The 24,230-nt window shown below is 67.5% G+C and carries 27 protein-coding genes and 1 pseudogene; 15 read left to right on the top strand and 13 right to left on the bottom strand.

What is annotated here, in order from left to right:
• Nucleotides 1-55 precede the first annotated feature (55 nt).
• From AC5Y5B_RS09235 to AC5Y5B_RS09220, 4 genes are all read right to left on the bottom strand, one after another.
• A complete protein-coding gene (locus AC5Y5B_RS09235) occupies nucleotides 56-1,414 on the bottom strand; it encodes a WS/DGAT/MGAT family O-acyltransferase (RefSeq protein WP_112632500.1) in 1,359 nt (452 codons plus the stop codon).
• A gap of 330 nt (nucleotides 1,415-1,744) precedes the next feature.
• On the bottom strand, nucleotides 1,745-2,398 hold the full coding sequence (gene phoU / locus AC5Y5B_RS09230; RefSeq protein WP_500005199.1) for a phosphate signaling complex protein PhoU: 654 nt from the start codon (nucleotides 2,396-2,398) through the stop codon (nucleotides 1,745-1,747).
• Between the two features lie 69 nt (nucleotides 2,399-2,467).
• Complete coding sequence (locus AC5Y5B_RS09225) at nucleotides 2,468-3,799, bottom strand: MFS transporter (RefSeq protein WP_112632502.1); 1,332 nt, start codon at nucleotides 3,797-3,799, stop codon at nucleotides 2,468-2,470.
• A gap of 287 nt (nucleotides 3,800-4,086) precedes the next feature.
• The gene (locus tag AC5Y5B_RS09220; protein WP_112632503.1) at nucleotides 4,087-4,662 is read right to left on the bottom strand and encodes a hemerythrin domain-containing protein; all 576 of its coding nucleotides are present in this window, start codon (nucleotides 4,660-4,662) and stop codon (nucleotides 4,087-4,089) included.
• Between the two features lie 352 nt (nucleotides 4,663-5,014).
• Here AC5Y5B_RS09220 and AC5Y5B_RS09215 point away from each other — a divergent pair, with 352 nt between their 5' ends.
• The 3 genes from AC5Y5B_RS09215 (at nucleotide 5,015) to AC5Y5B_RS09205 (ending at nucleotide 7,201) form a co-directional block, all read left to right on the top strand.
• Nucleotides 5,015-5,899 carry a cyclopropane mycolic acid synthase family methyltransferase gene (locus tag AC5Y5B_RS09215; RefSeq protein WP_500005196.1) on the top strand — a complete coding sequence of 295 codons (885 nt, stop codon included), beginning with the start codon at nucleotides 5,015-5,017 and terminating at the stop codon, nucleotides 5,897-5,899.
• Nucleotides 5,900-6,248: 349 nt separating this feature from the next.
• Nucleotides 6,249-6,764: a hypothetical protein gene (locus AC5Y5B_RS09210; RefSeq protein WP_500005194.1), complete on the top strand. Its 516-nt coding sequence runs from the start codon at nucleotides 6,249-6,251 to the stop codon at nucleotides 6,762-6,764.
• Between the two features lie 83 nt (nucleotides 6,765-6,847).
• Nucleotides 6,848-7,201: a VOC family protein gene (locus AC5Y5B_RS09205; protein WP_500005192.1), complete on the top strand. Its 354-nt coding sequence runs from the start codon at nucleotides 6,848-6,850 to the stop codon at nucleotides 7,199-7,201.
• Nucleotides 7,202-7,232: 31 nt separating this feature from the next.
• Here AC5Y5B_RS09205 and AC5Y5B_RS09200 read toward each other — a convergent pair whose 3' ends face one another.
• Nucleotides 7,233-7,499, bottom strand: coding sequence for a YdeI/OmpD-associated family protein (locus AC5Y5B_RS09200; RefSeq protein WP_500005190.1), 267 nt, complete (start codon nucleotides 7,497-7,499; stop codon nucleotides 7,233-7,235).
• On the bottom strand, nucleotides 7,496-8,389 hold the full coding sequence (locus AC5Y5B_RS09195; RefSeq protein ID WP_500005188.1) for an SCO6745 family protein: 894 nt from the start codon (nucleotides 8,387-8,389) through the stop codon (nucleotides 7,496-7,498). Before AC5Y5B_RS09195 ends, AC5Y5B_RS09200 begins: the two co-directional genes overlap by 4 nt.
• A gap of 81 nt (nucleotides 8,390-8,470) precedes the next feature.
• On the opposite strand from AC5Y5B_RS09195, the gene AC5Y5B_RS09190 reads away from it, so the two are divergent.
• Entirely contained in the window at nucleotides 8,471-9,190 is a 720-nt protein-coding gene (locus tag AC5Y5B_RS09190; protein ID WP_112632509.1) for an NUDIX hydrolase, read from the top strand.
• Nucleotides 9,191-9,245: 55 nt separating this feature from the next.
• Here the strand turns inward: AC5Y5B_RS09190 and AC5Y5B_RS09185 are convergent, their stop codons facing one another.
• A complete protein-coding gene (locus AC5Y5B_RS09185) occupies nucleotides 9,246-10,001 on the bottom strand; it encodes a haloacid dehalogenase type II (protein ID WP_112632510.1) in 756 nt (251 codons plus the stop codon).
• Nucleotides 10,002-10,170: 169 nt separating this feature from the next.
• Here AC5Y5B_RS09185 and AC5Y5B_RS09180 point away from each other — a divergent pair, with 169 nt between their 5' ends.
• A complete protein-coding gene (locus AC5Y5B_RS09180) occupies nucleotides 10,171-11,061 on the top strand; it encodes an SAM-dependent methyltransferase (protein ID WP_500005185.1) in 891 nt (296 codons plus the stop codon).
• Nucleotides 11,062-11,082: 21 nt separating this feature from the next.
• On the opposite strand, the gene AC5Y5B_RS09175 is transcribed toward AC5Y5B_RS09180, so the two are convergent.
• Complete coding sequence (locus tag AC5Y5B_RS09175) at nucleotides 11,083-11,649, bottom strand: PadR family transcriptional regulator (RefSeq protein ID WP_112632511.1); 567 nt, start codon at nucleotides 11,647-11,649, stop codon at nucleotides 11,083-11,085.
• Nucleotides 11,650-11,773: 124 nt separating this feature from the next.
• On the opposite strand from AC5Y5B_RS09175, the gene AC5Y5B_RS09170 reads away from it, so the two are divergent.
• Complete coding sequence (locus tag AC5Y5B_RS09170; RefSeq protein ID WP_112632512.1) at nucleotides 11,774-12,196, top strand: nuclear transport factor 2 family protein; 423 nt, start codon at nucleotides 11,774-11,776, stop codon at nucleotides 12,194-12,196.
• A gap of 10 nt (nucleotides 12,197-12,206) precedes the next feature.
• Nucleotides 12,207-13,244 carry an LLM class F420-dependent oxidoreductase gene (locus AC5Y5B_RS09165; protein WP_112632536.1) on the top strand — a complete coding sequence of 346 codons (1,038 nt, stop codon included), beginning with the start codon at nucleotides 12,207-12,209 and terminating at the stop codon, nucleotides 13,242-13,244.
• A gap of 20 nt (nucleotides 13,245-13,264) precedes the next feature.
• On the opposite strand, the gene AC5Y5B_RS09160 is transcribed toward AC5Y5B_RS09165, so the two are convergent.
• Nucleotides 13,265-14,479, bottom strand: coding sequence for an MFS transporter (locus tag AC5Y5B_RS09160; protein WP_500005182.1), 1,215 nt, complete (start codon nucleotides 14,477-14,479; stop codon nucleotides 13,265-13,267).
• 220 nt (nucleotides 14,480-14,699) lie between these two features.
• On the opposite strand from AC5Y5B_RS09160, the gene AC5Y5B_RS09155 reads away from it, so the two are divergent.
• Nucleotides 14,700-14,981: a hypothetical protein gene (locus tag AC5Y5B_RS09155; RefSeq protein ID WP_500005180.1), complete on the top strand. Its 282-nt coding sequence runs from the start codon at nucleotides 14,700-14,702 to the stop codon at nucleotides 14,979-14,981.
• Between the two features lie 157 nt (nucleotides 14,982-15,138).
• Nucleotides 15,139-16,098 carry an alpha/beta fold hydrolase gene (locus AC5Y5B_RS09150; RefSeq protein WP_500005178.1) on the top strand — a complete coding sequence of 320 codons (960 nt, stop codon included), beginning with the start codon at nucleotides 15,139-15,141 and terminating at the stop codon, nucleotides 16,096-16,098.
• Between the two features lie 5 nt (nucleotides 16,099-16,103).
• Here AC5Y5B_RS09150 and AC5Y5B_RS09145 read toward each other — a convergent pair whose 3' ends face one another.
• The 4 genes and pseudogenes from AC5Y5B_RS09145 to AC5Y5B_RS09130 form a co-directional block, all read right to left on the bottom strand.
• Nucleotides 16,104-17,321, bottom strand: coding sequence for a GNAT family N-acetyltransferase (locus AC5Y5B_RS09145; RefSeq protein ID WP_500005176.1), 1,218 nt, complete (start codon nucleotides 17,319-17,321; stop codon nucleotides 16,104-16,106).
• Nucleotides 17,322-17,351: 30 nt separating this feature from the next.
• Nucleotides 17,352-17,771, bottom strand: coding sequence for a hypothetical protein (locus tag AC5Y5B_RS09140; RefSeq protein ID WP_500005174.1), 420 nt, complete (start codon nucleotides 17,769-17,771; stop codon nucleotides 17,352-17,354).
• Between the two features lie 61 nt (nucleotides 17,772-17,832).
• Nucleotides 17,833-19,044, bottom strand: coding sequence for an acyl-CoA dehydrogenase family protein (locus AC5Y5B_RS09135; protein WP_112632517.1), 1,212 nt, complete (start codon nucleotides 19,042-19,044; stop codon nucleotides 17,833-17,835).
• Nucleotides 19,041-19,690: pseudogene (locus AC5Y5B_RS09130) on the bottom strand (TetR/AcrR family transcriptional regulator). Before AC5Y5B_RS09130 ends, AC5Y5B_RS09135 begins: the two are co-directional and overlap by 4 nt.
• A gap of 225 nt (nucleotides 19,691-19,915) precedes the next feature.
• On the opposite strand from AC5Y5B_RS09130, the gene AC5Y5B_RS09125 reads away from it, so the two are divergent.
• The 6 genes from AC5Y5B_RS09125 (at nucleotide 19,916) to AC5Y5B_RS09100 (ending at nucleotide 24,227) form a co-directional block, all read left to right on the top strand.
• Entirely contained in the window at nucleotides 19,916-21,244 is a 1,329-nt protein-coding gene (locus AC5Y5B_RS09125) for a sensor histidine kinase (RefSeq protein ID WP_112632519.1), read from the top strand.
• Nucleotides 21,245-21,305: 61 nt separating this feature from the next.
• Nucleotides 21,306-21,704 carry a VOC family protein gene (locus tag AC5Y5B_RS09120; protein ID WP_112632520.1) on the top strand — a complete coding sequence of 133 codons (399 nt, stop codon included), beginning with the start codon at nucleotides 21,306-21,308 and terminating at the stop codon, nucleotides 21,702-21,704.
• Nucleotides 21,705-21,954: 250 nt separating this feature from the next.
• Nucleotides 21,955-22,260 (top strand): PE domain-containing protein, encoded by a 306-nt coding sequence (locus AC5Y5B_RS09115; protein ID WP_112632521.1) that lies wholly within the window; start codon nucleotides 21,955-21,957, stop codon nucleotides 22,258-22,260.
• Between the two features lie 30 nt (nucleotides 22,261-22,290).
• On the top strand, nucleotides 22,291-23,472 hold the full coding sequence (locus tag AC5Y5B_RS09110) for a PPE domain-containing protein (protein ID WP_500005170.1): 1,182 nt from the start codon (nucleotides 22,291-22,293) through the stop codon (nucleotides 23,470-23,472).
• A 101-nt stretch (nucleotides 23,473-23,573) separates the two neighbouring features.
• Complete coding sequence (locus tag AC5Y5B_RS09105; protein WP_040630553.1) at nucleotides 23,574-23,888, top strand: WXG100 family type VII secretion target; 315 nt, start codon at nucleotides 23,574-23,576, stop codon at nucleotides 23,886-23,888.
• Nucleotides 23,889-23,939: 51 nt separating this feature from the next.
• Complete coding sequence (locus AC5Y5B_RS09100; protein WP_007771836.1) at nucleotides 23,940-24,227, top strand: WXG100 family type VII secretion target; 288 nt, start codon at nucleotides 23,940-23,942, stop codon at nucleotides 24,225-24,227.
• Nucleotides 24,228-24,230 lie beyond the last annotated feature (3 nt).

Raw genomic sequence — 24,230 nt, 5'->3', positions numbered from 1 at the left:
CCGATGGTATCGCATCGTAAGCGGTTGCGCCGCTCATCGAGCGCCGCAACGCATTTCAGACGCCCGCCACGAGCTCCAGATCCTTCAGGGACGCCTCCAGATGGCCGAGCATGCGCTGCAGGTGCGGGACGCTGCGGCGGCATCCGACCAGGCCGAAGTCGAGGTTGTCCGCATTGTTGGTCACCGTGATGTTGACGGCCTGGCCGTCGAGCGGGATCGACAGGGGATAGTTGCCATCCAATCGCGCTCCGCGCCAGTACAATTGGTCCGAGTTGCCGGTCGATACGTTCGAAATGACGATGTTGAACGGCGGCGAGCCGGCGGCGAGGTAGCCGGGGATCAGGCCGAAGAACAAGCCGCCGATGTTGAACGCGGACAGGGCCAGCTGCTGGACCGGAGGCAGCTGCCAGAACACCTCTTTGGTGTCGCGGATGGACGCGCTGATGACCTCCAGCCGCTTGGCCGGGTCGTCGACGTCCGTTGCGAGATTGCACAGGAACGTCCCGACGTTGTTGCCCCCGCGGTCGTCGTCCGGCTTGCGTAGATTCACCGGGACCATGGCCGTCAGGGGCGCATCCGGCAGGGCGTTCTGATCGAGGAGGTAGGCGCGCAGGGCCCCGGCGGACATGGCCAGTATGACGTCGTTGACGGTGGTGCCGGTGGCCGATTTGACGGCGTTGATGCGCTCGAACGAGTAAGACTGTGCCGCTACCCGTCTGGCGCCACCGATCCGGACGTTGAACATCGAGCGGGGCGCCCGGAACGGCAGTGTCAGTTGCTGTTCGAGGAGCGCGGCGCGCGCGAGCTTGAGTGTGGATGGTGCCAAGGCGAGCGCCGACCCGGCGGTGCGACCCACGCGGTCAAAGAGGGATGGCTGTTGGCGCCGCCCACTGCGCTTGCGCGGACCCAAACTCCACGGAACCCGCACCTCGTCGTCGTCGGGATCGGCGGTGAAGGCGCGTTGCAGCAGGCGCAGCGCGGAAACACCGTCCATGAGGGAGTGGTGATACTTCGTGTAGACCGCATACCGCCCGTCCTTCAGGCCTTCGACCAGGTGCGCTTCCCACAGCGGTCGATGCCGGTCGAGCAGGCTGCCGTGCAGCCGGGAAGCCAGCTCGAGCAAGTCGCGAACTCGTCCGGGCTCGGGGAGAGCGGAGCGGCGAAGGTGGTAATCGAGCTCGACATCCTTGTCGAAGGACCACGCGACGTTGGTGATGCCGCCGAAGAAGGCCGGACGCTTACAGAAGGCCGGCTGCACGTCCGTGCACTCGAGCATCGCCTGATACGCATCGCGCACGAAATGGGGACCGGCATCCTCCGGGGGTTCGAAGAGCTGCAGCGAGCCCACGTGCATCGGATGTTCTCGTGACTCGCCGATGAGGAACAACGCGTCCGTCGGTGATATCGGTTCCATAGTCGTTCCCATCCCGTCCGCTGTGCCGTCCGTCAAGCACATGCCCCTCTCGTATTAGCCGCAGCGAGCGATTGCTAATCGCGAATGAGCCACCGGACTGGCCCCAGGTTGGCGCGCTTGTGTGCGGGCATTGACGCTCCACGGGGTCGAGATGCCGGCGTACTCGGGGCGCTCGTGGTCGTCGCACACCGGACACCGCCCCTCGAACACATTGGACGGCAATCATTTTCGACACCTGGTGGTCTTGTAGACCATCGACCAGGGCGCGCTTCGCGTGCAGCAGCGGCTCGATGCGGCATTTCTCTTGCGCCGGTTGGCCGACAGGCCGCGTCATTCGTCGAGCGCCGGCTCGCGACCGGTGGCCTGGAAGATGACGCGGCGCGCGATCTGCACCGCGTGATCGGCGAAGCGTTCGTAAAAGCGCCCCAACAAGGTGGCGTCCACCGCGGCGGCGACCCCCTCCGTCCACGCGGGATCCTTCAGGACCGCCAGCAGGCGCCGGTGCAGGTCGTCCATCGTGTCGTCGCCCCGGCGAATCTGAGCGGCCCGGCGCGGATCTTGGGACACCAGCACCTCCCGCGCCCCCAGCGCCAGCGCTTCGGCCGCCTCACCCATGGCGGCGAGATATGGCCGCACCTCGGCGGAAACGGCGGGATACGGGTGGCGGCGGCGGGCGATCTCGGCGATGTGCACCGCCAGCTCGACCATCCGTCGCGCATCCGCGGCGATCCGCAGGGCGCTGACCACCGCGCGGAGGTCGGTGGCCACCGGCGCCTGCAACGCCAGCAGCGCGAACGCGGTTTCCTCGACGTGCGCGTCCATAGCGAGGATGTCCCGATGACGGGCGATGACGGCTTCGGCCACCGTCAGGTCGGCTTTCAGCAGCGCGTCACTCGCCTCGTTGATCGCCTCAGCGGCCATCGCGCACATCTGGGCGAGCTGTTCGGTCAGCGTGCGCAGCCGCTGGTGGAAACCGGTCCTCATCCCCACCGAATAGCCCGCCGCGGCCAACTTAACGCCGCGAGCAAAACAAAAGCTCTGCCGGGTTGTCCGCTACCTGACGTCCTCGGCGAGCTCGCGAGCCTCACGCTCGGTTTCGACGGCGGGCCCGGAACCGAGCAACGGCTTGCCCGCGACCTCCGGAGTGAACAGCAAAGTGATGGCGCCCACCACGCCGCCGAAGATCAGCATGTACGCGGGCACCATCACGTTGCCGGTGCCGGAGACCAGCGCTTGGGCGATCAGCGGGGTGACGCCGCCGACCAGGGAAATCGAGATGTTGTACGAGATGGCCAGCGCCCCGTAGCGCACGTTGGTGGGAAACAGCGCGGGCAGCATGGCCGGCCCGGTGCTGTCGAAGCACAGCTCCATCAGGCCGATCAGCAGGACGCCGAGGAAGATCACCGGGTACACGCCACCGAAGCGGATGAGCAGGAACGCGGGGATGGAGGCCACGATCAGCAGCCCGCAGCCGGTCCACATGATGGGTTTGACGCCGATGCGGTCAGACAGGCTGGCGACCAGGACCACGGTGACCATCAGGATCGCCAGCGTCGACACGATCATGACCAGCCCGGCGCTGTGCCCGACGCGCACGAACAGCCTCAGATATGTCGGCAGGTACCCCGTGAGCATGAAGTCGGCGACCTGGGAGGTCAGCACCAGCGCCGCGCAGATCAGCATCGGGCGCCACTGCGCCAAAATCGTGTGCCGAATCTGCTGCCCGCCGTGATCGCCCGCCGCGGGCGCGCCGTCGTGCGCGCTCTGATAGGCGGAGGACTCCTTGAGCCGTAGCCGCAAGAACAGGGCGACCAGGCCGAAGGGCAGCCCGAGCAACAGCGGAATCCGCCATCCGTAGGCGAGCATGTCGTCGTCCGGCAGCCAGGTTTGCAGGCCCGTCACCAGCAACCCGGCGAGGACGAATCCGACCAGGTTGCCCATCGGTAAGAACCCGACCATCTTGCCGCGTTTGTGGTCGGGGGCCTGCTCGACCAGGTAGGTCATCGCGCCGACGTACTCACCGCCGGTGGACAGGCCCTGAAATATTCGGGCGATGACGAGCAGAATCGGCGCCCAGATTCCGATGGTGCTGTAGGTGGGCAGCAGGCCGGTCATGGTCGTGCTGACCGTCATCATGAGGATGGTGACCACCAGCACGCGATGCCGGCCGATGCGATCACCGAGCGGCCCGAAGATGAACCCGCCGAGCGGGCGCACCACGAACGCTGCCGCCAGCGTGCCGAAGGTCGCGATCAGGTGGACGCCGCTGACGCTCTTGCCCGGATAGAACACCTGCGCGATGGTGGTGGCGATATAGCCGTAGACCCCGAAGTCGTACCACTCCATGAAGTTGCCGATCGCGGTGCCCATGATGGTCTGCCGCATCGCCGGATCGGCGACCCTGATGTCTTTACGTGCCCATTTCCTGCGGCGCCGTCGAGTACCCATCGAATGATGGCTTACCCGAAACGTTCCCGCGACGAACCAGCGGGGTCGGGTAACCGCGCGCGTTGGCGGGCCGCCGCGACGGTGCCGCGGGGTGCTGGCCGGACGCGGTCACGTCCGACAAACGCCAGCTAGACGTGGCTCGCGAACGGCGGCGAGTTTGGCACGCCGCGGCGCGGCGGCCGGGCCGGGTTATTCGCATCACGTCCCACCGGGCGGGCCGCGCCTCATTGGCCTTTCAGGCTCCCGATGCGCAGCGAGAAGTCGGTGGGTTTGGCCTGGGACGGCTCTTCGAATTGCTCGACGTAGCGACGGGGGTCGCGGTCCGCGATGGGCAGCCCCTCGGTGGTGGGGTGCTCGGCCATGAACTCGCTGTATTGACGCCCGAGCGCTTCGCGAAGCCCGATGGGGGCATTGCGGCGGAAATCCGACAGCCCTTCTCGTTCCTCCTCGCCCATGTGATCGTCGTTGGCCACCCGAGTCCGCCCGACGGCCGCCCACCACTGCTCGCTGCCGAGTGTGGCGGCGTTGGCATCGCGCACGCCGTCACGAATGTCGTTGTGATCACCGATCGCGTCCAGCGTCTCGCCTTCGGCATCCTCACCCCCGCGTTTGAGCAACTGCGGATAGAAGATCTTTTCTTCGATGTAGGCGTGCACGTCCAGCTTGTCGGCGAGCGGACCCCATACCCGCTTGAGCGCCGCCCGGTCGTCGGGGCTATGCGCCTGCAGGTCGTCTAGCCGCGCGAACTGTTCGCGGAACCATTCATGGTCGGCCAGGATCAACATGGTGATGTCAGCCATCGGACAAGTCCCGCCTCTTACGAATACCGGTCGGCCGGGGCTTACCCGGATTATCAGCCGAGGTAACTACCCGGCGCCGGTTCCGTCAACTGCGTTCATTCAGGCTGGAGTCCGAGCCGGGACCGGCTTGCGCGGCGGCGCGGATCCTTCACCAATTTGACGTCGCCGTCAGCCAACCGGTGACCATGCGGTGCCGGTGACGCCGTCAGCCCCCGTTCGTACGCGCAACGGCCCTGAACAGGAACGCACTGGGCAGGCCCGGTTATCCGGGCGGATACACTGGGGCCGTCCGTCAGGCGATCACCTTCGATCGCGCCCGTTAAAACAATAAGAATCAGTCAGAGGTTGTGCCTTGTCCGAAAACCCCGGCGATGCCGTCAGCTTGGAACCGCATTTCGAGGACGTTCAAGCGCACTACGACCTGTCCGACGAATTCTTCGCGCTCTTCCTGGATCCGACGCGGACCTATAGCTGCGCCTATTTCGAGCGCGAGGACATGTCGCTGGAAGAGGCGCAATACGCCAAGGTCGACCTCTCACTCGGCAAGCTCGGCCTGCAACCGGGCATGACACTGCTCGACATCGGGTGCGGGTGGGGCACCACGATCGTGCGTGCGCTCGAGCGCTACGACGTCAACGTCGTCGGCCTGACACTGAGCCGCAACCAGCAGGCGCACGTCCAGCAGCGCCTGGACCAGCATCCGTCGTCGCGAACCAAGCGGGTGCTGCTGCAGGGCTGGGAGCAGTTCGACGAGAAGGTCGACCGCATCGTGTCGATCGGTGCCTTCGAGCACTTCGGCCGGGATCGGTACCCCGACTTCTTCAAGATGGCCTACGAGGCGCTGCCGGACGACGGGGTGATGATGCTGCACACCATCATCAAGCCCAGCGATGAGGAATTCGCCGAGCGCGGACTGCCCATCACCATGACCAAGATCCGGTTCATGAAATTCATCATGGACGAGATCTTCCCGGGCGGTGACCTGCCGCAGGCCAAGGGAGTCGTCGAGCACGCCGAGCGGGCCGGCTTCGGCCTCGACCGTTACCAGCCGCTTCGCCTGCACTACGCCCGCACCCTCGGCACCTGGGCGGCCGCGCTCGAGGCGCGTCGCGACGACGCCATCGCGATCCAGTCCGAAGAGGTCTACGACCGGTACATGAAGTACCTGACCGGATGCGCCGCCCTGTTCCGCGAGGGCTACACCGACGTCGCGCAGTTCACCCTGACCAAGGGCTGACCGCGCGTCTGTTGACCCTCAGACCGAAAGCCGTGCCGGCGACGGGGTTTCGGTCTGTGCGCCGGTTCGCGTGCGGTCTCGACGTCCAAGGCGGGCGCTGAGTTTTTTGCTCCGCACGCGCGCGTTTCCCGTGGCACGAGTTGGTCGCCGGCCCCGTCTCGCTCGCGGACGTCGGCGCCCTGCTGACCGCACCCGCGGGACCGACGCCGCAGTACTCGATAGCCCCCTAGCCGTGCCCGCGGCAGCGCACCTGGGTTTACCTCACCCAAGCCGCGGGTAATTTCCGGGCAACAACCTGATTCGGTGGGCGCCGATGTCCCTTGGTGCAACGCCGCTGGAAGGACTGACCGTGAGCGCCAAACACCGCATGCCGGAGCCGCCCGAGCAAGACCCGTCGCCGACCGATGGTGGTCGGCGGCGTGGGCTCTCCGGCGCCGCGGCGGCGTGCGAGCTCGTCTCCGCGTCGCTGCTGGGCGCCGCCTGCCTGATGGCGCTGGTGCTCAACGCAGGCAACCCCGAGAAGCGCGCTGTTGCCGCCAATCTCGAACCGCCGGCCATCTCGCAGCCGGTAAGCCAGGAAGGAACCGTGGTGGCCGTGACGGCGGACTCGGTGACCATGCGCAGCGCCGACGGGCATGTGGAGACGTATGGCTTCACCCCGAGCACCACCGTCGTCAACCACGGTAACCGCCAACCCATCACCGCCGCACCGCATTTCACGGTCAACGACAAGGTCGTTGTGGTGGGGACGATCGAGGGCGGCAAGGCTCTGGCTACCGCCGTTGCCTACCGTGGCGCGGGACATGGTGAGGCTCCGCCGATGGATTACCTTGACGGCCAAGCCCTTCCGGCCGGCGCCGCCTGAGCCGCCGTTGGGGTACCGGCCGTCCCCCGTTCCGTGAAGCGCGGACCGCCTAGTCTGGTAGCGACCCGGACATTGGAGGCGCCGTGAGCGAGTGCGAAGCGAAGATGATCATCTTGTCGACCGACGACTTGGACGAGTCGATCCGGTTCTACACCGAAACTTTTGGGATGCCGCTGAAGTTTCGCGATGGCGCGCACTTCGCGGCCCTCGATGCGGGCCCCGTCACGCTGGCACTGGCGACCGCGGTGGACCATCCCCTTCCCGGGCAGGTCGTGGTCGGGATCAAGGCCGCGGACGTCGACGCCGCGGCACAGGCCGTCGAGGCCAGCGGTGGGGGCATCGTGAAGGGCCCCTACGACGACGCCCACGAACGACGAGCCGTGGTCTACGACAACAAGGGCAACGGCCTGGTCTTCTACACACCGCTGTCCAGGTAGCCGGGCCCTCGCCGAGAGTGCCGGTGCGGCACTACTTTCCGGTGCGCTCGCGGTGCTTGCAGCCCGGCCAGCAGCAGGGACGGCGCTTGCCCTCCTCCAGCTCCTCCTGGGTCCGGCGGATGCGGCGCTCCCGTGTCGCCTGCTGTTTGGCATCCTCGACCCAGCAGATGAACTCGTTGCGGGCTAACGGCGTGATGTCCTTCCAGGCGGCGAGCGCGGTGGCGTTGCCGGTCAACGCGTCGCGCAGATCCGCGGGCAATTTGTGTACCACCCCACCGGGCAGCCGCTGGCCGCTCATCTGGCCGCCAAATGCGCGCTGTCGTCGTGCAATTCGTCGCGCCGTAACGTCATCGGGGTGAGGGCGGGGACGTCGCCTCGCGCGACCACGGCGCGGGTGATCGGGGTGAGCGCCAAGAACAGCGTTTCCACCTCGTCGTCGCTGAGGGGGTCGAGCGCGGACAGGGCCAGCGTGTCGGTCATCAATTCGATGCGGTCCTTCAGTTGCCGTCCGGCCGGGGTCAGCGCCCCTTCTGCGTCGAGCAGCCCCCGCTCGGCGAGTCGTTGCTCGTGCTGCCGCCAGGATGTCTCGTCGTAGTCACGGGTGCGGGCGATGTAGTCGCGAGAGACGTTGCCGGCCGCGGCATGTAAGACGTTCGATTCCCGGCCGGATACGCCGGCCGCGGCGAGCACGGCCACGTGCGCGTCGCCGCGCTGTTCGCGCAGCAGCGTCGTGGCGTGCCAGAGCGCGGCCAAGGGGTCCTCCGGCCAGGGCAACGCCAGATTCGCGGCGAACAGCGGACGCGCATCGAGGGGCGCGTGGCGGGCCGCCTTGCCGGCGAGTTCGGCTGCCACGCAGACGTTTTCGTCCGCGCCGAGGCCGTAGCGGCGCAGCGCCGCCACCGCGGACTCCTGCCGCGCCTGCAGGGCGGCCTGCGGGCCCGCGACCTCCCATGCCGCCGGCAGCGCCTTGGCGACCCGTTCGGGCGCGAAGTTGTAGAAGATCGCCGTGACCAACTCCCGGGGTGCCTCACCCAACGGCGCCGACCGGGCCGCGAAATAGCCCATCCAAAAACCCCGGTAACCCAGCGCGTCCAACGCCGCCCGCGCTTCGGGCGCAAAATATGTCACCGCATGCACCGGTTCGTAGCGATCGAAGAAGCGTCGGGCCAGCACCGGTTGTCGTCGCATGTTCGCAGTTAACCACTGGCGCCGGTGACGACCAAGCACGGACCTCCGCGGCGCGAAAACGCCTCGGCTTAGGCTCGAGCCGTGACCATCCCCTATGACCGGGCGCTGCGCGAGCGGATACGAAACAATCTGGCCGGCCACCGCCGCCGGGCAGTAACCGACCCGACGAAGCGCCACGCGGCCGTCGCGGTGGTGCTCGTGGACTCCGAGGTGGGGGAGGACCGGGTGGACCCGGTGGCCGTCGACGATTGGAACGCGGGCCGCCCGTTGCCGGCCGCTCACCTAGATGGCCGCATGGTCGATGTCTCCGGCGGCGCCGCGTTCCTGCTGTGCCGCAGGGCATCTCGGCTCAGCACGCATGCGGCACAGTGGGCTCTGCCCGGTGGCCGGCTGGACCCGGACGAGACGGTTGTCGACGCCGCGCTGCGCGAACTGCGCGAGGAGGTCGGCGTCGAGTTGCCCGAGTCGGCCGTCCTGGGCCTGCTCGACGACTACCCCACCCGTTCCGGCTACGTGATCACCCCGGTGGTGCTGTGGGGAGGTGGACGGCTCGATCTGCATCCGGCGCCCGACGAGGTGGTGGCCGTGTATCGGGTGGGGTTGCACCAACTTCAGCGCGACGACTCGCCACGGTTCATCACCATCCCGGAAAGCCCACGACCGGTCGTGCAGATCCCGCTGGGCAACGACCTCATCCACGCACCGACCGGCGCCGTGCTGCTGCAGCTGCGCTGGCTGGGCCTGGAAGGGCGGCCCGATCCGGTCGACGGGCTGGAACAACCTGTGTTTGCATGGAAGTAGCTAGAGCACAACCACTTTGCAAGGACCCTGGACCGCACCCGTGGTTGGGCTCACCTCACCGCGGACCCGCCGCATCGAATAGCAAGCCGGCCAATTCGCCCAGCGATGCGCCCGAGACGTCCCAGGCGCGGGTGGAGTCGAGCTGCGGTTCGGAGCCCGGGCCGTATTCGTCTGGCCGCGCGACGTAACCGGTCGCCAGCCCGCTGTTCTGGGCGGCCTCGAGGTCGGAGGGGTGCGCCGCGACGAGCATCACTTCGCCCGGTTCCAGACCAAGGAAGCGTGCCGGGGCGTGGTACGCGCGCGGGTCGGGCTTGTAGGCCTTTTCGACATCGGAACCGAGCACCACGTCCCACGGCAGCCCGGCGTACTTGGCCATGTCGACGAGCAGTCCGGTGTTGCCGTTCGACAGCGGCCCGACAATGACATGCCGCTTCATGGCCGCGATGCCCGCGACGCTATCCGGCCACGGCGGTAGCCAGCGCCACGAGCGGGCGAGCGCGTCCACCTCGTCGGCGGGCAGCGTTTCGGCGGCGACGCCGAACTCCTCGAGTGATGCCAGGAGGTTCTCTCGATGCAGGACATCCAGGGAGACGAATTCCCGGCGACCCGAATGGATCTCGGACATGGAGGGCAGGTAGCGACTCCGCCAGTCGAGCGCGAACGCGTCCGGGTCGAGGTCAACGTGGTGGCGTTGCGCGAATTGCCGCACCGAGGCGGCGATTCCGGATCGCCAATCGACGACCGTCCCGAAGGTATCGAACACAACGGCACGTACGACCCGGCCGGTCGAAGGCGAGCGGTATTCGGTCATTCCTCAGGCTAACGCCGCGCTCGGCGGCGCACCCGGGCACCGACCAGCCTCTCGCCCGGGCGTCGCGCCGCGGGCCGACTCGGGCACCGCGACCGGCCGGCGTACGATATCGTTAGCCGTGCGAACGAACTCGTGACGCGCCTGGTTGATGACTCGATGGGAGGTTGTGATGGCCCGAAGTGCCGGCGATACCTGGGACATCGTGACGAGCGTCGGCTTCACCGCGTTGGCCGTTTGCGCAGCGCGCGCCCTCGACGCCGCAATGCAGCCGCCATTGGCGAACGACGACTTCGCCGCGGGCTTCGTGGCCGCCGCCGGCGAGCCGAATTTGATTGCGGCAGTGGGCAGCGCGGACATGGATAGCGCCGCGGCCTTCAACGCACAGTGGGTGGGGGTGCGCACGCGTTTCTTCGACGACTTCTTCGGCGACGCCACTCGGTCCGGCACCCGCCAAACGGTCATTTTGGCGGCCGGGCTGGATTCTCGCGCATACCGTCTGCAATGGCCCGCCGGCCATACGGTGTTCGAGGTCGATCAGCCCCGGGTGCTCGAGTTCAAGCAGCGGGTCCTCGACCAGCGGGGCGCCGTACCGTCGACCCGGCGCGTCACCGTCGCCACCGACCTGCGCGACGACTGGGCGGGAGAACTGATCACGGCGGGGTTCGACCCCGGCCAACCGACGGCATGGGCGCTCGAAGGCCTGCTGCCCTATTTGCCTGGGGCCGCGCAGGATGCGCTGTTCGACACGCTGCAGGAGCTCTCGGGTCCCGGTAGCCACATCGCCGCGGAGCTCGGGCCGGCCCCCGGTGAAGTGCAGGAGTTCGCCGATAACGTCCCCACCATCAGCCAGGACACCGACCACCCGCCGGTCGCCGAGCTGTGGTACGACGATCCGCGTTCGGACACCAAAGAGTTTCTTGCCCAACATCATTGGCGGGTCACCGGCGTGGACTTGGTGGACAAAGCGGCCACCGAATACGGACGGCCCTTCCACGAGCTGCCGGTGGTGTTCGACCGGTTGCTGCGCACCAGGTTCTTCACCGCGGTCCGGGAACGCTGAACCCGGGGGTGGCCGGCGAACTCAGCGGGAAGTGGCCGACAGGCGGCGTTCGACGATGCTCAGCGCGCGTTCGGCCCATCGAATGTTCTCCTGTTCGAACGAGATTCCGCGGCTCAGCGTCAGGTAGGGGCCGATTCGTTCGGTGTGGAGCAGGTATTCCTCTTCGCTGCGGTCGTCCAGCATTCGCGCCCGCAAACGTTCGTAGCGTTGCACTTTGGCGCTCGCCCAGTGCAGTCGTTCGCGGATGAACTCGCGGACGGCCTCGATATCGCCGGCGTCGGCGGCTTGCACCTTGACCAGAAGCTCATCACGGATCACCGAGGGCTTCGGCGCCTTGGTCGTGAACTGCCGGATCGCGTCACGGCCGGCCTCGGTCAACGAGAACATGCGCTTGTTGGGCCGGCGTTCTTGATGCACGACCCGGGCCTGGATGAGCCCTTGCTCCGCGAGCCGGTCGAGCTCGCGATACAGCTGCTGCGGGGTGGCCGGCCAGAAATTCGCGACCGAAGCGTCGAAGTCTTTGGCCAGGTCGTAACCCGACGATTCGCCCTCGAGAAGGGCGGCCAACACCGCGTCACGCAGCGACATCGGTCGATGCTACAACGGTGCGACTATTCAACAAAGTGACTAATCGCACTCTGGACATGGCGCGGCCGGCGCCCTAGCGTCAGACGCGCACCTACTCAACTAGTTGACTATGTGAGGCCGCCTCATGCACCCATTCCGCAAAGCCGTCGAAGAGCGAGACGAGGGGGCCATCCAGGCGATGCTCGCCGACACCGTGGTCTTCACCAGCCCGGTGGCGTTCAAGCCCTACGTCGGCAAGCCGATCACCGCCGCCATCCTGCGCGGCGTGTTACGGATCTTCGAAAACTTCCGCTACGTCCGCGAGATTCACGACCCCGGCGGTCGCGACCACGCCTTCGTGTTCGAGACCGGGATAGTCGGGGCGCCGGGGGTCACGATCACCGGATGCGACTTCCTGCACTTCGACGACGACGGGCGCATCGACGACTTCATGGTGATGGTGCGGCCGCTGTCGGGCGCGACGGCCCTGTCCGAGGCGATGGGTGCCCAATTCGGTCGCATCCAGCAGGAGGCGCTGGAATTGGCCAATCAATCCGGCACCGCGTAGAAGTATGACCATGCGGATTGGACTGAGCATCAACTATGCGGGCGGCTTCAAGGACGTCGCCGCCGAGGTGGCCGACCTGGAGCGCGCCGGGCTCGACATTGTCTTTGTGCCCGAGGCGTATTCGTTCGATGCGGTGAGCGCGCTGGGCTACCTGGCCGCCAGCACCCAACGGGTTGGCCTGGCCTCGGGCATCCTGCAGCTCTACACCCGCACCCCCACCCTGACCGCGATGACCGCCGCCGGCCTGGACTACGTCTCCGACGGCCGGTTCACCCTCGGCCTGGGCGCGTCCGGCCCGCAGGTCATCGAGGGCTTTCACGGCGTGCCCTACGACGCCCCGATCGGCCGCACTCGCGAAGTCATCGACATCTGCCGCCAGGTGTGGCGCCGCGAGGCCGTGCAACACCAGGGCAAGCACTACACGATCCCGTTGCCGCCCGACCAGGGCACCGGGCTCGGCAAACCGCTCAAGCTCATCAATACGCCTGTCCGAGAACGGATCCCGATACTGGTAGCCGCCCTGGGCCCCAAGAATGTCGAACTGGCCGCCGAGATCGCGGAGGGCTGGCAACCGATCTTCTACCTGCCCGAAAAAGCGCAGGACGTGTGGGGAGACGCCCTGGCCGCGGGCCGGGCCAAGCGCGATCCGGCCCTGGGCGAGCTCGACATCTATGCCGGTCCCGTCCTGGCCATCGGCGAAAACGTCGAGCCGCTAAGGGAATTCGTCAAACCGCACCTGGCCCTCTACATCGGCGGAATGGGCGCCAAGGGCAAGAACTTCTACCATGCCCTGGCGACCAAATATGGCTACGGCCCGCAGGCCGACCGGATTCAGGAGCTCTACCTGGCCGGTGACAAGGACGGCGCCGCCAAGGTGGTGCCCGACGATCTGGTGCGCGACGTCAATCTGATCGGCACCCGCGAATTCGTCAGGGAGCGCCTGGCGGCGTTCCGCGACGCCGGGGTCACCACCCTCAACGTGGCGCCCATCGCGTCGACGACGGCGGAGCGGATCAGGCTGATCGAAACGCTGCGCGACTTGGTTTGATCGCACCCGCCGGGCTCGAATCAGTCCTGGCGGTGGCTGTCTCGCCGTAACCGCACCGCGCGGGCGACCGCCGTTGCCGAAGCCAGCACGGCCATCACGGACAGGATCATCACCGACACCGCCGAGCCGACCGTGGCCAGGATCAGCGGCAGGGCGAAACCGACGTACGTGACGACGTAGAACACTCCGGTCAGCGCGCCGCGCAGGTGCGGCGGCGCGGCGGCCTCCAAATCGATGAGGCCTTCGCGCAGGCACAGGCCCGACGCGCAGCCGAGCACCACGAGCAGCGGTAGGCCCAGCGCCGGCGTCAGACCCGGGGGCGCCAGCGCGGCTATGGCGTAGCCGAGCGCCGCCAGCACCGCACCGACGGTGCCGGACTGCGGACCCCACCGCAGCGCGCGGGCCACGACCTGCACGACGCCGCTGACGCCGTTGACGATCAGGGTGGCGGTGCCGGCGGCCAGGGGAGCCGCGAGGGCGGTGTGCAACCGGGTGGGGATGGTCACGAATCCCAGTGTCGCCGAGGCGTATACCCACGGCGCGAGGGGCAGGGCCCAACTCAAGGCCCGGCTGATTCCCTGCGCGGGCGGTGCCCCCGCCGAGTCGTACTCGGCAGCCGGGCGCGCCACCTCGGTGCGCCGGGCCGCGGCGATGACAGCACACGTGGCCAGCACGACGATGGCGGCGGCGACACCGAACGACACCCGGATCCCGGATCGTCCGGCCCACGCGATGAATCCCCCCGCGAACGGCCCGATCGCGAAACCCGCCGTGAGCACCGCGCCGGCGGTCGCGGCGCCGGCGGGGCCGCGCAAGTCTGAGGCCCACGCGGTGCACGAACTGATGGCGAGGCCCACACCGATCCCGACGATCAGGCGACCCAGCAGCAGCGCGTCCGCGTGCTGGGACGACAGCATGACCGCCGTCCCCGTCAGGGCGGCCCCCGAACCCGCCAGCGCCACCGTGCGGCGCCCCAGCGCGTCGGATGCGCGCCCACCCACGAGCAACCCGGGAAGCAACCCCAGCGCGTAAATGCCGAAGATCCCGTCGAGCGTGGTCGTGCTGAGGTGGGCCCGGTCGCTGATCACCGGCATCAACCCGACGAAGTGGTTGGCGACCCATCCCGTCGCCAGCAGCAGAGCCAGCACGCTGACAAACAGCGCCCGGGCACCCGTCGGCTCGCGGCGAGCTCCGGTGGCGCCAGCGCGCCCGGCGCGCACGTTCGATGAGGTCACTGAGATTCTCCCCTTTCCCACCGAGTGCGTGCGCGGCCGACCGCCGATGGTAGAACGCGAGGTCACCCGGGCGGTTATTCCCGCTGGGGGCATCGCACCGCGATGTGGCCGATTCCACGCCGTCCTGCAAACACGGCGGTCTTCGGTCCGGGTCACCGTTCGGGGTTTGAAATCAGGTCATTTGGTGTACTGATACCACTACTCGCACCTAGGAAGGCAAATGATGAAGTACATTGCGGCAGCCGCGATCGCGATCTCCGCCTTGCTGTCCAGCGCGTGTTCGGCCTCACAGATCATCAACACCGGCGGGGACACCAAGTGCAAGGACTTCACCACGCAGGACGAGAAGAAGCAGAACGACGAAGTGAGCAAGATGCTCAAGGACAAGAGCGGTACCGACCCGACCAATGTGGAGATTTCCGCGACGCGTCTGTCGGTGACGACGTATTGCCAGACGCTCGGCAAGCCCGACACCAAGATCTCTGAGGCGCCGCACGGCTGACCGCGGCCGGCCGGCTTGCCTCAGCAGGCAAGCGGTACCCAAAACGGCGCGGTCCCTTGCGTTGTCGGGCACAGCGTCAGCAGCGCCGGTGGGCCCGCCGGGCGGCAATAGGCAGGCCACGCTTTCACGCGGGGCGGCTTACCCGCACAATAGCGCGATGCACGCCGTGCGGGAGATCCGACGAATTGCTGCGGGTGTTCCGCGGCACCTGTTGACCCTCGCGTTGCTGATTGCGGTGGCGGGCTGCGCGAATCCCGCGCAGCGCGGCGCACCGTCGTCCGGCGGTGTCTTCGCCGGTCCGGTCGAGATCGGCAACGGTCGGCACCTGTATCTTGAGTGCCACGGGAAGGGCGGCCCCACAGTCATTTTGGAGTCCGGCTATCACAACTCGTCGGATCCGTGGAGTCACTCCGACGCCACCGCACCGGCCACCGGCCCGGCCGTACTGACTGCCCTGGCGGCCGACCACCGCGTCTGCGCCTACGACCGACCCGGCACGCTGCGCTATCCCGATCCGCCCAGCATCACCGACCGCAGCTCACCGGTTCCGATGCCGCGCACCGCGCAGGACGTTGTCGGGGATCTGCATGCGTTGCTGGCCGCCGCCCACCTGCCGGGGCCGTACGTTCTGGTCGGGCACTCGCTCGGCGGGTTGTTCATCCGCTTGTACGCCCAGACGCATCCGGATCAGGTGCGGGCGCTGGCGTTCGTCGATGCCTTCCCGGTCGAGATACCGGGCCTGCTGGGACCGGATTGGCCGACCTATCGCCAGGCGCTCGACCAGCCGTTGCCCCAGTTTGCGAATGCGCCGTCGTTCGAGGAGATCGACATCGACAAGAGCGTCGAACAAGTCGGTGCGGCACCGGCTTTTCCGCCCGTCCCCACCGTCGTGCTCACGAGGACCGAGCCGTTCGCGATCCCGGGCACCGCTTCGCCCGAGCAGGGCGCGAAGCTGGAGCAGGCATGGCGGGAGGCCTCGGCCGATCTGATCGCGCTGCGGCCCCAGACCCCGCACCTGATCGCCACCGGCAGCGACCACTTCATCCAGATTCACCAGCCCGATCTGGTCGTGGCCGGGATACGCCTGGCGATGCAGAGGTCGGACCCCCAGCGCTGAGCCCGTTAGAAGAACGTGCCGGCATGCGGCACTTCGGGCACCGCGAACAGTCGATCGGCCACGTCGAGCGCGACAGGATCGTCAGCCCGGGCCAGCCCCGCGGCCGCGAGACTGCGCCAGCGCGTGCCGCCGAGCAGCGCGGCGCCCAGCCCCTCGATCCCCACCCGGACATCGGGGCGGCGGGTCGTCGGTTCGGCACCGTCCCCGGTGATGACGAAAGTCGCCGAATTGTGCGGTAGCAGGGGGTCATTCACCGCGATCGTGACGGTTCCGCCGCCAACATAGGAGCGCGCCGCCAGCGCCCGGTGCGCATCGATGATCCGCAGCCACGTCTCGTCGTGGACCGCGGTGACCTTCGCCGCCCGGCGATCGAGGAACAGCCAGGGCAACGCGTCATCGAGGGGCAGCATCCAAAACAGCACGCGGTGAACGAGATCCAGGCCGAGCAGGAAACGCAGCAATCCCAGATAGGCGTCCGCGGTCGGCGCGAAGAAATCCTCGACCACGACGGTGCGCTGGTCACTGACGAACCAATTCGCGGTGTCGACGGGCCGGTAGCGGGCGAACCCCGACTCGGCGCCCGGTTCGCCATGAACGGCGACATACCAAGCGCCCGACGAGGATTCGGTGCGACGCCGCGCACTGCCCCACCACGTCCGGGGGCGGGCGATGGTGCCGGGACGGGACGGTCGATGGGCGTCATAGACACGGGGCAAGACCTCCCACACCTCGGCGGCGTCGAGCAACCGCACCGGACCGCCCGACCCGACGTCGGGGCGAAACGCCGCCCGCGCGGTCGCGATCTCCACGCTCTGGAAGGAACTCGCCACGCCGTAGCCGTATCGCTCATAGATGGTGGCCTCCGAGGCCCGCAACGACGCCACCACCTCACCGCGCGCGGCGATGTCGTGCAGCTGGTGACCGATCAGCGCGGTGGCGACGCCCCGTCGGGTGTGCGACGGCAGCACGCCGACGTGGGTCACGGCGGCATGGTTCACGGCGGCTCCGCCGGGCAGGGTCAGCGTGCTCGTCACGGCGTCCGCGGTCCCGACGAGTCGTCCGTCGACGAATGCGCCGATGGTGCGGCCGGGGTCGAGCATGGTGGTGATCTGGCCAGGCGGCAGGTTCGAGATGGGCGGCAGGCCCACCATCGCGGTGCGAAACAACTTGGCCGCGGCGAGGAGGTCGTCCTCGGTGTCGAGAACCCGGATCTCGGTGCTCATTCGGTCATCATGTCTGCCTGGCGCACCCGATCACCCGATGGGCGTGATGCCCGTATTGGAGATCGTGAAGCCATGGCCCGAGGGCACCGTGCAGGTGACGCCGTCGGTCTTGGAAGCGCAGCCGAAAGGGCCGACTCCGGCGGTGTGGTCGTAGGGGAGAACCGGAGTGCCGGTCCCGGCGTTGCCGAGACACGAGATGCCCGTGCAGTTCGTCACCGCACCGGTGCTCGACAGGCGCACCGACGCGGGCGGCTCGTTGGTTTGGCAGTAGGCCTCGTCGGGGATGCCGGGATCGCGCTGGTAATTGATCTCGCAACTGATGTTGCGGGACGGGGACAAAAAGGCGCACATCGACGCCGTGCACGCCGGGTTATCCGCGCTCGCGCGGGGCGCGCCGACGTAGCAGCCGACGAGGACGAATCCGAGTGCCGCGATGACCGCACGCTTCACGTCAGCCCCTAACGGTTGGTGTGCCGCAGAAGCTATCAGACGTCAGGGACGGGTACGCCCGCTAACGGATGGGCAGACCGGTCACCGCCCGCGAAATCACCAACCGCTGGATCTCGCTGGTGCCCTCGAAGATGGTGAAGATCTTCGCGTCACGGTGCATGCGCTCCACGGGGTAGTCACGGGTATAGCCGTTGCCGCCCAGGATCTGGATGGCCTCGTCGGTGACGTAGACCGCGGCCTCGCTCGCGACCAGCTTGGCCATCGACCCCTCGGCGGAGTCGAAGTTCTGGTTGTTGCGCGCCATCCAGCCGGCCCGCCACACCAGCAGGCGGGCCGCGTCGACACGGCTCTTCATATCCGCGAGCTTGAACGCCACCGCCTGAAACTCACCGATCTTGCGGCCGAATTGCTCACGCTGGCAGGCATATTCGAGTGCGTACTCGTAGGCGGCCCGCGCGACGCCGACGGCCATCGCTCCGACCGTGGGCCGGGTGCGCTCGAACGTCTTCATCGCCGCCTGGCCGCCGGTGGAAGCACCGGACTTGACCCGTGCGATCCGGGCCTCGAACTTCTCCCGGCCGCCCAGGATGGCATCCTCAGGCAGGCGCACGTTGTCGAGGACCACCTCGGCGGTGTGGGAAGCGCGGATCCCGTGCTTCTTGAATTTCTGGCCCTGCGCCAGACCTTTGGTGTCCGGTCCGATGACGAAGCTGGCCTGGCCGCGGCTGCCGAGCTCGGGGTAAACCGAGGCCACCACGATGTGGACGTTGGCGATGCCGCCGTTGGTGGCCCAGGTCTTGGTGCCGTTGAGCACCCATTCGCCGGCGGCCTCGTCGTAGCGCGCCCGGGTGCGGATGCCGCCGACGTCAGAACCGGCGTCGGGCTCCGACGAGCAGAACGCGCCGAGCTTAGGGTCGTCGGGCGTGCCGAACATCTCGGGAAGCCACTGGCCCAGCTGTTCGGGAGTTCCGTTGCCCGCCAACGCCGCCGCGGCCAGGCCGGTGCCCATGATCGACAGCGCGATGCCGGCGTCACCCCAGAACATCTCTTCGAACGCGGTCAGCATCCCCAGCCCGGTCTCTTCGGCGGCCTGCTGCGCAAAGAAGTCCGGGGAGTACAGCCCCACCTTCGCGGCCTCCTGGATCACCGGCCACGGGGTTTCCTCCCGTTCGTCCCATTCGGCCGCGGCCGGGCGGATGACGTCGGCCGAAAACTTGTGCACCCAATCGCGGACTTCGATCACGTCGTCGGACAGTTGCATGGAAAATGTCACAGCTGTGCTCCTGAATCATTGGTGTTCAAGGGTTTTGAGGGTTTCTGTACTGGGCGAGGACGCTGACCGTTTGGTTGACCCACGCCTCGAAATAGCGTTCTTCGTCGGTGTTACCGGGAAGGCGACCTGTCAGCGCCTGCAGCGTCGCCGCATAGGACAGCGACCCGATCGCGACGGCGGCGGCCGCCTCGGGGTCGGGAATGCTGGTGCGGCCGGACCGATTCGAAGCGGCGAGCTCGTCGGCGAAGCGTTGGTAGGCGTTGTCGGTGATGACCTGCCACGTCTTCTCACCGAGATCGCCGAGCTCGTCGGGTTCGCGCAGCATGACCTTGAGCAGATCCTCGCTCTGCTTGAGGTTGCTCCAGATCAGCTGGCCAGCGATGCGCACCGCCCGCTCGACGCTGCCCGGTTGCCCGGCGTCGTACTGCTCGCGCGCGGCGACGATGCTGTCGATCCGGTGGGCGACCGCCGCCTCGAGCAGTTCGCGCTTGGAGCCGAAATGCTTGTAGAGCGCCCCGGACCCCGGCGCCAGCCCCGACTCCCGCTGGATGTCGGCCACCGACGTCGCCGCATAGCCCTTGGCGGCAAACAGCCGCAGGGCCGCGGAGAGCAGCCGGTCGCGTCCCCGGCCCGGCTCGGTGAGCATGGTGAGAGAGTACTCACTCACCCTGGTCAGGGCAAAATCGGAGCGGTTTTGGCACGTGACGGAGGGGAAGGCGATGCGGTTAGCGTTAAATTCTTGCGAAACGCCACCGCGCTTGATCGCGCCGGACCGGTACCCCTGTGAGGGTGGTAGCCGGATTGATTGAGAAGGACCGGCGATCGTCCGAAGGAGCCTGACATTCGCGTCCTACCGCGTGTACAGCTACCGATGCGGGTGCTGTCGCTGCGCACCATCGTCATCGTCGCCGCTATATCGGTGATGACGCTCGTCGTCCTGCTGGGCACCTGGGTGTGGGTGGGCGTGACCAACGATCAGTACAACCAGCTCGATCGTCGGCTCGATTCGGTCAGCAGCCTGGGTGACATCAGCAGCCTGCTCAACAACGCGCAGCACGCGAGTCCCGATCGGCCGGCGCCGGACGGCAACCTGGTGCGCACCGCGCGCATCGGCGGGGTGACCGTGTCGGTGCCCAGCGGCATCGTGTTGCCTCAGCTTCCCGACGGCTATGCCAACACCACGATCAACGGGGTGCAGTACCGGGTCCGCACCTTCACCGCGGGCCCCGCCTCGATAGCGTTGGCCGCGCCGCTGGCCGAAGCCCAGCATCGGATCAACGAACTGCACCTGCGGGTGCTGCTGATCTGCGCCAGCGTCATCGGCGGCACCGTGGTGGTGGGCTGGGTGATCTCGCTGATCATGGTCAACCCGTTCCTGCTGCTCGCCCAGCAGGCCCGCGCGATCAATGCCCAGTCCAGTCCCGACGAGGTGCAGGTTCGCGGCGTGCGCGAGGCCGTCGAGATCGCCGAAGCGGTCGAGGGGATGCTGGCCCGCATCGGCAAGGAGCAGCAGCGCACCAAGGCCGCGCTGGAGTCCGCCCGCGACTTCGCCGCGGTCGCCTCCCACGAGTTGCGCACGCCGCTGACCGCCATGCGCACCAACCTGGAGGTGCTCTCCACGCTGGATCTGCCGCATGAGCAGCGCCAGGAGGTGATCGGCGACGTCATCCGCACGCAAAGCCGCATCGAGGCGACGCTGACCGCGCTCGAACGGCTGGCCCAGGGTGAGCTGACGACCGTTGACGACTTCGTCCCGTTCGACATCACCGAGCTGCTCGATCGCGCCGCTCACGACGCGCTGCGCGTCTATCCCGACGTGGAGGTCTCGCTGGTGCCGTCGCCGACGGTGCTGATGATCGGGCTGCCCACCGGGCTGCGGCTGGTGATCGACAACGCCATCGCCAACGCCGTCAAGCACGGCAATGCCGGCAAGATCCTGCTGACCGTCGGCAGTTCCGGTGAGGGCGTGGAGATCGCGATCGACGACGACGGCACCGGCGTTCCGGAATCCGAACGCGCCACGGTCTTCGAACGGTTCGCCCGGGGCTCGACAGCCTCGCGGTCGGGCTCCGGGCTGGGCCTGGCGCTGGTCGCCCAGCAGGCCGAATTGCACGGTGGCACAGCGGCATTGCAGACCAGTCCGCTCGGTGGCACCCGGCTGCTGCTGCGGCTGGCCGGCGACGGGCGCGGTCCGGCCTAGCGGCGGATCGCCCCGGCCGGGCCGGCCCCGCACCCGCGCCGCGGATATCGGACAATGAGGCATGCTCGGCCACCTCGGGATCAACGTGCCCGATCTGTCAGCCGCAAAGCGGTACTACGACGCGCTGATGCCCCTGGTCGGTTTTGAGCCGTTTTTTCATGCCGTCGACGAATTCTCGTATCGGCCCGCCGGCAACAAGCCCGGCGCATTCCTGTTCTTCTATCCGGCGCTGGAGTCGCATGACTACTCGGCGCAACAAACCGGGCTGCAACATCTGGCTTTCATTGTGCGGCACCGGTCGTCGGTGCGCGCCGTGCACGACCATGTCGTGGGAATCGGTAGTACGGTCATTCATCCGCCCGGTCATTTCCCGCAGTATCCCGGCCATTACTACGCCACATTCTGGTATGACCCATTCGGCATCAAACTCGAAGCCGTATGCCACCACGACCGCGATTAAACAATGCGACCGTTGCGCCGCACGGAAGGTGGTCGAGGTGCATTTGTGGCTCCCGGGTCCTGAGTGGCGACTGGGGTTTATTGACGACTCCGTCTGGGAATCCAGTGCTTTCACGCGCGGGACCAGCGCTAGATAACCGAATTCCGGGCCTTAAGTCCGGCCAAAACCGTAGTGAATACAAGATCAGTGAAAGCGCACTACACTAAGGCCCCAAGCACGTGGATTTGGGTTGAGCGTTCGGAGGGAAATCATGGTGTTGTCAGCGCAGCCCGAGGCGGTTCTGGCGTCGTCGAGCGCCGAGACGGCGATCAGCGCGGAGACTGAGGCCGCGGCTTCGGCTGCGGCACCCGTCCTGCTGGGGGTGCTGCCCATGGGCGGCGACCCCGATTCGGCCATGTTCGCGGCGGCGCTCAACGCCTGCGGCGGCAGCTACCTGGGCGTAGTGTCCGAGCACGCCACCCAGCGCGGTTTGTTCGCCGGCGCGCAGAGCATCGCGTCGAGTACGTACGTCGTCACCGAGCTCATGCGCAGCCTGACGATGGCGATCGGGGCCTAGGACCTAGGGACGTAAAAGGGGGAAGTACGCATGGCCGATCCGGGGTGGGCTGCGCGTACGCCTGAGGAAAACGACCTGTTACTCAAGGCGGGGGCCGGCGTCATCACGCACCTGGCCAACCAGGCGGCCTGGACCGTCCTGGCGGCGACCCATCACGGCTCCAGCATCGCGTCAACGATCAACACCGTCGCGACGTCGGCGAGCTGGACGGGCTCGGGTTCGTTGGCCTCGGCGGCGAACGCGACCGCACTGAACGCATCGCTGCATGGGCTGGCCGGCTGGGTCGATGTCAAGCCGGCGGTGGTGTCGACCGCGGTCTCGGCGTACCAGATGGCGTACGGCTCGATGCGTCCCGCACCCGAGTGCATCGAGAACCGCACCGAGACGGCCACCGACTATGGCATCAACCCGCTGGTTCTCGGCGCGCTGACGCCGCGCATCACGTCGCTGGAGCTCGAGTATTTCGGGTCCATGTGGCCGAACAACTCCGCCGTCGGCGCCAGCTACGGAACGATCCTGACGGCCTTGTCGCAAAGCCTGACCATTCCGCCGCCGATCGCCACCATGGGCGCATCACCGGCCGCACCCGCCCAGGCCGCCGCGGCGATCGGCGAATCCGCCGCGGAACAAGGGGCCGGCGACGGCATGCGCGCCGCGATGCAGGGCGCGCAGACCGGGACGCAGGGAGCCGGTCGGGCGGCCTCGGGTGGACAGGACTTCATGAGTCAGGCCACCTCGTTGATGCAGCCGGCGCAGCAACTGATGGGAGCGGTCCCGCAAGTGATGCAGGCTCCCATGCAGATGATGCAGGCGCCGATGCAGATGATGCAGCCGCTGATGGGCATGTTCTCCAATCCGGGCGCCCTCGGCATGGGCGGGGCGACCCCCGCCGTTTCGACGGTGTCGGCCACCACGGGGCTTTCCGCGGCGGAGGCCGGTGCCGGCGGGGGCGCATCCGTGGGCGGCGCGGGCGTGCCCGCGACGAGTTTCACCCGCCCGGTGAGCGCCTTCGAGCCGGCCACCGGTGGCCGGCCGGTGGGCCTGCGACCGGCCGGGGCATTAGGCGCCGAGGCCATGCGACCGCAGACCACGACGATGGGTGGTGCCCCGATGGGCGGTATGCCCGTGGGGCACGGGGCGGGAGGCGACCGCGGCTCCCGTGACAAGGCCGACCAGCCCGCGACCGTGCGGGTCGTCGACGCTCGAGTGTGAAGCCAACCCCTGGTGAAAGGTGAATCGACAGGTCCAAATAGCCGCCATACACTTCGCTTCATGCCCTCACGGGGGGCGGCCCACCGGAGAAGGAGAATTCCGTGACAATCAAAGTAACACCGCAAATGCTTCGCGATGCTTCCAACGCTATCCAAGCGAACATGGAGCACGCGATCGGGATTGGCCAGGGATACGTCGCGAATCAAGAAAACGTGATGAACCCGTCCACCTGGTCTGGTTCTGCTGTGACGGCGTCGCACGCGACGGCCATCGAGGTTCAAAACGACTTGAACAAAGTCTTGACCGGCGGCACCCGTCTGGCCGAGGGCCTGACGAAGGCGGCGGCGCTGATGGAAGGCCACGAGGCGGATTCCTCGCACGCCTTTAGCGCGCTATTCGGCGGCCACGGCTCCTGATCACCCAGTCATTCATCAATTCATTAATGGTCTTTTGAAAGGATTTTCATCATGTCCGACCCGATCACTTATAACCCGGGAGCCGTCGCCGACTTCGCCACCGATGTCGCCTCCCGCGCCGGCCAGTTGCAGTCGATTTTCGACGACACCTCCAACCGCACGCACGCCCTGCAGGAATTCTTCGCCGGCCACGGCGCATCGGGCTTCTTCGAGGCGCAGGCCCAGATGCTGTCCGGCCTTCAGGGTCTCATCGACACCATCCGCCAGCACGGGGTGACGACCTCCCACGTGCTGGACAACGCGCTCAGCACCGACCAGCACATCGCTGGGCTGTTCTGAGCC

The sequence above is a fragment of the Mycobacterium sp. NGS33 genome (assembly GCF_059812885.1).
Note: the sequence above shows the minus strand (reverse complement) of the source record. Positions and strands in the feature narration are given on the sequence as shown.

What these genes read in the sequence shown, in the direction of transcription:
- AC5Y5B_RS09235 (WP_112632500.1), bottom strand. Translation starts at nt 1,414, where the DNA reads ATGGAACCGATATCACCGACGGACGCGTTGTTCCTCATCGGCGAGTCA.
- phoU (WP_500005199.1), bottom strand. Translation starts at nt 2,398, where the DNA reads ATGAGGACCGGTTTCCACCAGCGGCTGCGCACGCTGACCGAACAGCTC.
- AC5Y5B_RS09225 (WP_112632502.1), bottom strand. Translation starts at nt 3,799, where the DNA reads ATGCGGCAGACCATCATGGGCACCGCGATCGGCAACTTCATGGAGTGG.
- AC5Y5B_RS09220 (WP_112632503.1), bottom strand. Translation starts at nt 4,662, where the DNA reads ATGGCTGACATCACCATGTTGATCCTGGCCGACCATGAATGGTTCCGC.
- AC5Y5B_RS09200 (WP_500005190.1), bottom strand. Translation starts at nt 7,499, where the DNA reads ATGAGCGGCCAGCGGCTGCCCGGTGGGGTGGTACACAAATTGCCCGCG.
- AC5Y5B_RS09195 (WP_500005188.1), bottom strand. Translation starts at nt 8,389, where the DNA reads ATGCGACGACAACCGGTGCTGGCCCGACGCTTCTTCGATCGCTACGAA.
- AC5Y5B_RS09185 (WP_112632510.1), bottom strand. Translation starts at nt 10,001, where the DNA reads ATGACCGAATACCGCTCGCCTTCGACCGGCCGGGTCGTACGTGCCGTT.
- AC5Y5B_RS09180 (WP_500005185.1), top strand. Translation starts at nt 10,171, where the DNA reads ATGGCCCGAAGTGCCGGCGATACCTGGGACATCGTGACGAGCGTCGGC.
- AC5Y5B_RS09175 (WP_112632511.1), bottom strand. Translation starts at nt 11,649, where the DNA reads ATGTCGCTGCGTGACGCGGTGTTGGCCGCCCTTCTCGAGGGCGAATCG.
- AC5Y5B_RS09170 (WP_112632512.1), top strand. Translation starts at nt 11,774, where the DNA reads ATGCACCCATTCCGCAAAGCCGTCGAAGAGCGAGACGAGGGGGCCATC.
- AC5Y5B_RS09165 (WP_112632536.1), top strand. Translation starts at nt 12,207, where the DNA reads ATGCGGATTGGACTGAGCATCAACTATGCGGGCGGCTTCAAGGACGTC.
- AC5Y5B_RS09155 (WP_500005180.1), top strand. Translation starts at nt 14,700, where the DNA reads ATGATGAAGTACATTGCGGCAGCCGCGATCGCGATCTCCGCCTTGCTG.
- AC5Y5B_RS09150 (WP_500005178.1), top strand. Translation starts at nt 15,139, where the DNA reads ATGCACGCCGTGCGGGAGATCCGACGAATTGCTGCGGGTGTTCCGCGG.
- AC5Y5B_RS09145 (WP_500005176.1), bottom strand. Translation starts at nt 17,321, where the DNA reads ATGAGCACCGAGATCCGGGTTCTCGACACCGAGGACGACCTCCTCGCC.
- AC5Y5B_RS09125 (WP_112632519.1), top strand. Translation starts at nt 19,916, where the DNA reads ATGCGGGTGCTGTCGCTGCGCACCATCGTCATCGTCGCCGCTATATCG.
- AC5Y5B_RS09120 (WP_112632520.1), top strand. Translation starts at nt 21,306, where the DNA reads ATGCTCGGCCACCTCGGGATCAACGTGCCCGATCTGTCAGCCGCAAAG.
- AC5Y5B_RS09115 (WP_112632521.1), top strand. Translation starts at nt 21,955, where the DNA reads ATGGTGTTGTCAGCGCAGCCCGAGGCGGTTCTGGCGTCGTCGAGCGCC.
- AC5Y5B_RS09110 (WP_500005170.1), top strand. Translation starts at nt 22,291, where the DNA reads ATGGCCGATCCGGGGTGGGCTGCGCGTACGCCTGAGGAAAACGACCTG.
- AC5Y5B_RS09100 (WP_007771836.1), top strand. Translation starts at nt 23,940, where the DNA reads ATGTCCGACCCGATCACTTATAACCCGGGAGCCGTCGCCGACTTCGCC.